Annotated in this window: 7 protein-coding genes and 1 pseudogene; 2 read left to right on the top strand and 6 right to left on the bottom strand. The window is 62.1% G+C overall.

Features of this window, described 5'->3' with window-relative positions; all coding sequences use genetic code 11:
• Positions 1-881 precede the first annotated feature (881 nt).
• The 4 genes from WAW17_RS16390 to WAW17_RS16375 form a co-directional block, all read right to left on the bottom strand.
• Positions 882-1,697, bottom strand: coding sequence for a replication protein (locus WAW17_RS16390; protein ID WP_422334003.1), 816 nt, complete (start codon positions 1,695-1,697; stop codon positions 882-884).
• 883 nt (positions 1,698-2,580) lie between these two features.
• A complete protein-coding gene (locus WAW17_RS16385; protein ID WP_422334002.1) occupies positions 2,581-2,769 on the bottom strand; it encodes a hypothetical protein in 189 nt (62 codons plus the stop codon).
• 56 nt (positions 2,770-2,825) lie between these two features.
• Complete coding sequence (locus WAW17_RS16380; protein WP_422334001.1) at positions 2,826-3,230, bottom strand: hypothetical protein; 405 nt, start codon at positions 3,228-3,230, stop codon at positions 2,826-2,828.
• 146 nt (positions 3,231-3,376) lie between these two features.
• Positions 3,377-3,685: a hypothetical protein gene (locus tag WAW17_RS16375; RefSeq protein WP_422334000.1), complete on the bottom strand. Its 309-nt coding sequence runs from the start codon at positions 3,683-3,685 to the stop codon at positions 3,377-3,379.
• Positions 3,686-4,180: 495 nt separating this feature from the next.
• On the opposite strand from WAW17_RS16375, the gene WAW17_RS16370 reads away from it, so the two are divergent.
• Positions 4,181-4,723, top strand: a complete 543-nt coding sequence (locus WAW17_RS16370; protein ID WP_422333999.1) for a helix-turn-helix domain-containing protein — start codon at positions 4,181-4,183, stop codon at positions 4,721-4,723.
• Positions 4,724-5,777: 1,054 nt separating this feature from the next.
• Positions 5,778-6,140: an XRE family transcriptional regulator gene (locus tag WAW17_RS16365; RefSeq protein WP_422333998.1), complete on the top strand. Its 363-nt coding sequence runs from the start codon at positions 5,778-5,780 to the stop codon at positions 6,138-6,140.
• Here the strand turns inward: WAW17_RS16365 and WAW17_RS16360 are convergent.
• Positions 6,137-6,739 (bottom strand): hypothetical protein, encoded by a 603-nt coding sequence (locus WAW17_RS16360; RefSeq protein WP_422333997.1) that lies wholly within the window; start codon positions 6,737-6,739, stop codon positions 6,137-6,139. The genes WAW17_RS16365 and WAW17_RS16360 overlap by 4 nt on opposite strands.
• Positions 6,736-7,088, bottom strand: a pseudogene (locus tag WAW17_RS16355) (hypothetical protein); the annotation flags it as partial. The pseudogene WAW17_RS16355 and the gene WAW17_RS16360, both read right to left, overlap by 4 nt.

Raw genomic sequence — 7,088 nt, 5'->3', positions numbered from 1 at the left:
CGCGCAATCTCCAAACACCGAGCCAAGGGCGACATCGACCGCACCAACTACCACGCCGAGATCAGCATCAGCATCCTCATACCAGCACACTTGACAACAGACCCGCCGCCCTAACTGCGCGGCATTGCCGTTAACCGGGTTAACGCACGGAACTTCGGCGGACTGCCCGCCGAGGCGTCGGTCCAGAGAGCTGGCCATGCTCCCGATCTCCAGAAGGCTCGCCTGCCTTGCACCGTTAACCCGGTTAACGCATTGACGAGTCCCGACAACTGACGACGAGTGATCATGTAACCCGATGCAATCGGAACCCTTATGTGCGCCTGTCGCTCAGCCGCAACTGCGGCCCACAACGACGGCAACATCGTCCGCCCGCGCGCTCAAACCTGGGCGATTCTGCTCCAGCGCGACTAGAGCAGCGTTAACCCGGTTAATCGTTTCGGGACGAATCCGGTCGAGTCGCGACCACATGGATGCCGTTAACCGGGTTAACGATGGGCGTGGTCAGGCTCGAGGCCGAAGCCCGGCACGGGCGACCTTTTCTCGCTGGAGCAGAGCCTTATCGGGTCGCGAGTCGGTCCGGGACGGCTGCACGGTCGGCCTGGAACGCAGAACGGTCGACGAGCTGGAAAATCCACTGGAGTTGAGTCACGCCTTCAGCTGGTCGCCTGGGCGGCAACATCATCCAGGGGAAGCGGCTGAACCAGCCGATACGGCACAGCCACAACATCTTCAATACGCGCCCTGCGTGCGATCTACGTGCGCCATATGCGGCCGCCTGGCAGCGAATCCTCGTCCAGATGTGCACGAGCCGCTGCCGGTCTGTGGATTCGTCGATGCCGGCTGGGATGGCAAACCCGGAAAGCAGGTGTTCGGTCAGCAGCTCAGAGGCTGATCGAAGCAAGCTTCTTTCGCTTGGACGCTTTCGCGGCGAGCGTTGCATTGATGACGGTCATCGCTAAGGTTCGCGTCGAGGACGAGGCGATATTCTTGTCGCGTTCAGCGGCGACTTGAGCTGCGACATGACGCTCCTCGTCGCGGCGAATCTTCGCAGCGATAGCGCGTTCGGAGGGGGAGGGGCCGGACCAGTCGATCCGCGCCAGGCGCCACCGGAGGAACTTCACGGGGTTGTCGAGAGAGCCGACTGTGGGCCAGACCCAGCCACGTGCCTTGGTGTCGTCGCCGAGGGTTCGAGCGATGTCGCGGCCGGTCCAGCGGGTGGTGTCGATCGAATACGTGCTCAGCGCGTCGCAGACGGATCCGATGTGCCCCTCCGGCCTCAGGGCAGGGGCGTGGTCCACGAGGTCCGCGGCGGCCCGCTGAAGGCTGATGGATCGGGGTTTGCGGTTGGTCTTGGAGTTTCGTCGAGCCTCGTGTGCGCTCGCGCGCGCGTTTGTCTTGTTCTTCCTAACGGAAGAACAAGAGCTAAAAGCAAGAGCAAGAGATTGGGGGCCATCGCTGATGATCTGTGGATAACTGGTCTCTTCATAGATTTCGGTGCTGGTGGAATCTGTCTGCGTGGCCTTCACTGCGGCCGTAGCGACCTTCCTGATGGCAGCGCCGAAGCGGCGGACGACGGTGCTGGGGGAGAGGAGAGCCCACACGCTGGTGGCTTTGATCTGCGGGCGGCCGTGATGGGCTTCAGCTGCCCATTGCTCGATCGTGCGGAGGAAGCGTCCCCGGACCATCTCTTTGGCCATTCCGAGGGAGGACAGGACGCGTCGGGCGCGCTTGAGGACGGTAAGGGAAACTCCGGCGCGCTCCGCGAGAACGGTCCTGGAGGCGGTCACACGGCGTCCGGTGCGATGGTCGGCGACCCCGGCCATACTCACGGCAACCGCGAACACACGCTCGGGGTCGATTTGATGTTGCTTGCAGAGTTCGGTGCCGCAGTTGGTGTTGAGGCACTCGCGGACCTGGCGTTGCCACTGCATCCGCCCGGACCACAGGGGAGTGCTGGACTGGGCCTCAGGGGCGACAGGGAGCGACCAGGTGCGGCCGCGCTGCTCGCTGTCGGTGTTGATCTTCTCGAGCCGCTCAACACTGGCGCGTGCGCGGGTGGCCGCGGCGGCGAATTCCTCGTCGGAAACAACCGTCGACGGCTGAATATCAGTAGCCGACGAGCCGGAAACGCCCGACTCGCCGGGAACACAAGAGGGATATGTTCTTGCTAATTCAGGGTATGAGGTACCCTGAGACGTACCAGGCACGGTAAGTCCCTTCGGGGAAATAGGGCCTACCAGCTCGTCACTGGTAAGTCCGTTAGAAGAGCAGCACCTGAAGACGAAGCGTCAACTTCGACTTCACCCAGAATGAGATCGGCAGAACACACCAATAACTCGACATCGACCCCCGTCAAAAGGTCTTAGAGCGACAAGCCCCCGCAAGGGGGTTTTCTCTCGTTCCGGGTTAGTACGGCTCTATGGAATTTAGTTTTTGTTACCGGTCAGTAACTTTCTGTTCTCCTTATGTAGGTGGCTATATCCACCTGTAATCCCATCACAGGCGGAGCCCGGGTCAGCGCAGCGACGCGGGGTGTATTTCGGCAGCTCAAAATAGGTGTCGAGGCCATTCGATGGGCCGTCATCGGGCACCTCCGACGCCGCAGCCCCGGACCGACATGAACATGTCGTCCCCGCCGGCCGCGCCGAGTGCGACCGACATGACGAGCGCACTGGAGGCCCCGCCGTGGGGCGTGAGGCCGACGCTATGACCGAACGTCGGGAGGACGTCGAACCCGCCGGACGCCTCAGCCGCCGGGGGAGTGGTCACCGAAACAGCACCGAGACGGCCGGCGTCACCAACCGAGGACTTCACCGCGGACGCGATCACGACGCATACCGCAGACCCGCCGGAACGGCGCAAATCGCCTCCCAGTTCTCGGCGGCGCGCAACAGAACCGCCCGAGCTTCCTGTCCCCGGACCTCCCACGCGGCTTCGGCGGCACCCAACAATGCTTCGACCCCGGACGGTTCCAGGCCATGACACTGATCAATTCCGTCGACGATCAGGTCAACGACCGCAGTCAATGCCGCGAACGCACCCGGTGTGTCCCGACCGCAGTGAGCCACCCGCAATTTCGTATCGTCACGCTCGGCGACCCGCAGGTCCCTCAAGTAGTTGAGCGAGTGAACAGGCTCGGCGGTCAGTTGGCAGAGTTGCGCGACCCGGGCGCAGACATCCTCAATCATCGGAACGATGGAGGTCAGGCCCCAATCCGGGCTGATCGCCATGTCCGCGAGGCACCCCCATCGATGGGCCGGTAGACCCTCAAAGGTCGGCGCAAGTACATGCCCCGTCCCGACATTCAGGAGCAGATCGCAGATCGAACTATCCGGATCCCGGAGTTGCATGAGGAAGGTGTTGTCAAACGACACGCTCAGGCCCCTAAGTTCAGCGCAAACTGCACGCCCGAGGAGCTTGCAACCTCCATGGACAGCGCGCGCAGCGTTTCACGAGCCGTCGACCGGTTTGACGCAGCCTCGGCGGGGGAGTCGTCGTCCGCCACCTCCACAATTTCGAGCGGATCAGCATCAGGATCGATGCCCTGCTTCCGCTGACCCTCGACTCGATTGATGTAGGACAGCAACGAACGTTCACCAATCAGTTCGACACCCCGATGCGAGAAGGCACGACCCGCAACGACCTGGCACCGCGGACTGATGCCCGCCGCGACCTGTTCGGCCACCTGGTCGCCACACGTCGCCAGTTGGGGGCACGGCCGAATCTCCCGGGCCCCGTTGCACAGGATCCGTGCATGGGTGGCGTCGGCGAAACTGGCCGTATCCAGGTCCCAAAGACTCGGGTCGTAGACGCAAGGGGTCTGGTTCTGGCTCGTCGCGCCGCGACGCCTCGACTGATGGGTGAGCGCTGATTGGCGTCGGGTAGATACAGTGCTCATGAGCATCCCTTGTCTAGGTGGGTGTTCAACTGTGATGAGAAGATCGCGGTGGGCTGGCACCCCTGCGACGCTGGCCGGGCTGGCACCCGACCTGTGGTCCCCCTTAACCCCCGGTTGAGGGGGACACTCGCTCTTACGTCACCTCTGTTCATGTCTTCTGTCTCTCCATCTCTATTGCCTGCGTGGTTCTCTCGCTCATTCGTCTCGTTGACGGGACCAACTCAGTGGTTGGATGCACGCCCGGTCCTCAAAGTTTCAGATCGGTATAGTAGATCGGAATAAATGCTCGTATGGGCAGCACGTTACGGGAGGGAAGGCATCATGTCCAGGGATGAAATAGCGAGTACGCGGAGGAGCCGGGTGGGTAGGCACATTGTTCGTGGATTCCGCCCGGAGAACCTCCGGGCCGCGCGACTCAGTGCCAATAACGGTCGAGCGGTCGAGGTGCGCGACCTTGCTCGCGTATCTGGTGTTGGCATGACGACGATCCGCAACTGGGAGAGCGGAGAATCCGTTCCCCAGGTGGACAAACTTCGCAAGATCGCCGAAGTGCTTGGCATATCGGTGCCAATGGACGAGCTGATCGATGTTCCTCGCGCGGAGCGCTCCCCAACCGACTGGCGGGCGTTGTTCGGGTTGCTTCAGCCCACTCTCGGCCGGATCGTCGGCATAGAAACCACGACGGTCGGTCACATCGAGAGCGGCGTCCGAGTTCCGAAGCCCGAGCAGGCGGCAGCGATCGCGAAGGTCTACGGCATTTCGGTTGACGAGTTCATGGAGTGCTTCGAGCGGGCGAGAAGGCGCCCGCTCGACTCCGGTTACTGACCCGCGGGTGCTCATGTAGCGCCGTTTGTCGCCGCGCACGGGTGACGGATCGGCGCGACGTCCGCTTTCGCTGTGGCGCGAATGTGGGACTCGGTGGGCGCCTGGGGTTTCCGCCCACTGCAGTGTGACGAATGGCATAGTCGATTCGGGCTTACCGAACGGCTCGGCCGCCAGCTGAGTCGCGCGCTTCCTGTAATCCCTCATCGCAATCCTCCCCTGGCATCTACCCGAGAAACCTCAGGTAGAGCGCCTGATCTCCATCCCTGGGCTGAGATTAGGGGAGGGGGTCGCCGAATGAGAACACAGCTTTTTACTGTCGCTTTACTCAACTGATGGGTGCCAGCAAATTTTGTAACGCTAATGCCCGAAGCGCCACCCAAGCTGCTCAGCGATCGGCGACCGAACCGCAGGGCGGCCCGCCTGGGGGATGCGAGGTGCTCGGCAAGTAGGGGAGATGCACCAACTGGACCGGATTCGATGTGGAGAATGTGTACGAGCGCACCCGGGCGGGACTGCACCCCGCGTCGTAGCGCCAAAACGGTTGGCACCGAGAGGGATTGTGTAACTCCCTCCATCATTTCCCCCGTATTTGCACAGCAAGAAAATGAGTCTGCGCGCATTGCGCCCGGACCCACTGCGTGGGCGCGGAATGGTTCCGACTGAGGCAGGGGCGTAGCGAGATCGTCTGCGGCCAGGGCGGGTCGCGAGTCGACGGAAGCAGTCATGCCGTTACCACCTGTTGACGTGGTGAGGGCAGCTCGGCGACGCGACGGCGAAATTGAGGTAGGCGATGCAGGACGAAGCTGTGAAGGCCGGATGAACGGTGGGCAAATGGGTCGTGACCTGCCACGATTGGGGCCGTGCGGGCGCGTAGTCGCATCACTGTCCCCCCGATCGTGACGTTCCGGTTTGGAACGGGGTCAGCCTAAAACTAGCAACTTACAATTGCAAGTTGTGTATGATGCATGTAGTTGCGAGAATGGGAGACGGTCAAACTGGGTTGCCTCTGCCCACGCAGCAATGGGGCCACGAGACTGAAGGGTTGGGCGGATTGATGAGCAGCAGCTTCGCTGAAAGGCTTCGTCATCTCTTTGACACCGTCCACCCGAAGGATCGCGGTCCGTACACCCAGACCGAGGTTGTCGACATGCTCCGGTTCAGCGGGAGCAAGATGACCACCGGATACATGTCTCAGCTGCTCAGCGGGAAACGAACGTCGCCCGGTGTCGAGACGGTTCGAGACATTTGTCGGGTGTTCCGTGTGCCGATGGACTACTTCGGGGATGAAGAGACCTATCAAGAGATCAAACAACAGATCGCATGGATCCAGAACCTACGAGATTCGCAGGATCAGCAGGTCGCGGCTCGGACCTACGATCCGTTCCGGAAGCTGACCAGCGGCGACGACGCGCCCTAAGCAATCAAGGCGTAGGTCAAACCAGCAGCGACGGCCCCCGCGATCGCACCGACAACGACCTGACCTTTCGTGTGGTCGCCGAGATGAACGCGGGACCAACCGACCAGTGGTGTGAAAACCAGTGCCAGCAGCCACCACGGTGACACTGCCAGAGCCAACACAACGGTCACACCCGCTGAAACGCCGGTATGGACACTCACTTTCCAGTGGAAGATGCTCGTGATCACCGCGGCCACCATCAGCGCCACCAGACCAGCCGACATGAACGCAATCATCTCGATCGGCGCGTGCGCGAGGATCTGAACGACCAACCCGCCCAACGCGACAACCAGAAGCACGACGATCAACAGATGCCGCTCGCTGATCTGGGTGACATGGTGGTCGCCGATCCTCGACCTCCGCATTCCGAACAGGATGACGGCCATCGGAACAACTCCCGTACACACAGCAACGAACGCGCCCCATCCGGGGGCGTCCACGGCGACACCGATCACCATCGACGTCACCATATTGATGACCCACGGGGCACCGATCTCAGTCAGTACGCGCGCGGCGACATCGATTGCAGTGCGGCGGTCTTGAACACTGGTATCTGTCATTGCTCTGCAACCATCTTTCGTTCGTTCTCGCGGGCCATCCGATAGGCGTTGCCCAACAGGCACGCCCATGTGGTGTCGGTGGTGCCGAGCTCAGGGAAAAAAGTGTTGTACCCCAACCGGTCGGGAACTCGACCGGTGACGAGCCATTCGGCGATGGCGTCGACGGCCGCCAGCTGGGGGAGAGGTTCACCCGGCGGCAGATCGCTGCTATCGACTTCCAGACTAAGAGCATCGAGCAGCTCGGCTGCTCGGTCGTCGACACGCTCGGCGGCGCTGCTGCCGCGCTTCGATTCCCGTTCAGCGCCCGGCCACCGCGTCAGCAGCTCGGCTCGCAGGTCCGCGAACTGTG

Source organism: Rhodococcus sp. (in: high G+C Gram-positive bacteria) (assembly GCF_049286785.1).
Classification (GTDB): domain Bacteria; phylum Actinomycetota; class Actinomycetes; order Mycobacteriales; family Mycobacteriaceae; genus Rhodococcus_F.
The sequence above is the reverse complement of the archived record's forward strand: the minus strand, read 5'-3'. Positions and strand labels throughout refer to the sequence as shown.

Bases quoted from the DNA above. Each gene is read 5' to 3' on its own strand.
- WAW17_RS16390 (WP_422334003.1), bottom strand. From the start codon at position 1,697: ATGGCCAAAGAGATGGTCCGGGGACGCTTCCTCCGCACGATCGAGCAA.
- WAW17_RS16380 (WP_422334001.1), bottom strand. From the start codon at position 3,230: ATGGCGATCAGCCCGGATTGGGGCCTGACCTCCATCGTTCCGATGATT.
- WAW17_RS16370 (WP_422333999.1), top strand. From the start codon at position 4,181: ATGCTCGTATGGGCAGCACGTTACGGGAGGGAAGGCATCATGTCCAGG.
- WAW17_RS16365 (WP_422333998.1), top strand. From the start codon at position 5,778: ATGAGCAGCAGCTTCGCTGAAAGGCTTCGTCATCTCTTTGACACCGTC.
- WAW17_RS16360 (WP_422333997.1), bottom strand. From the start codon at position 6,739: ATGACAGATACCAGTGTTCAAGACCGCCGCACTGCAATCGATGTCGCC.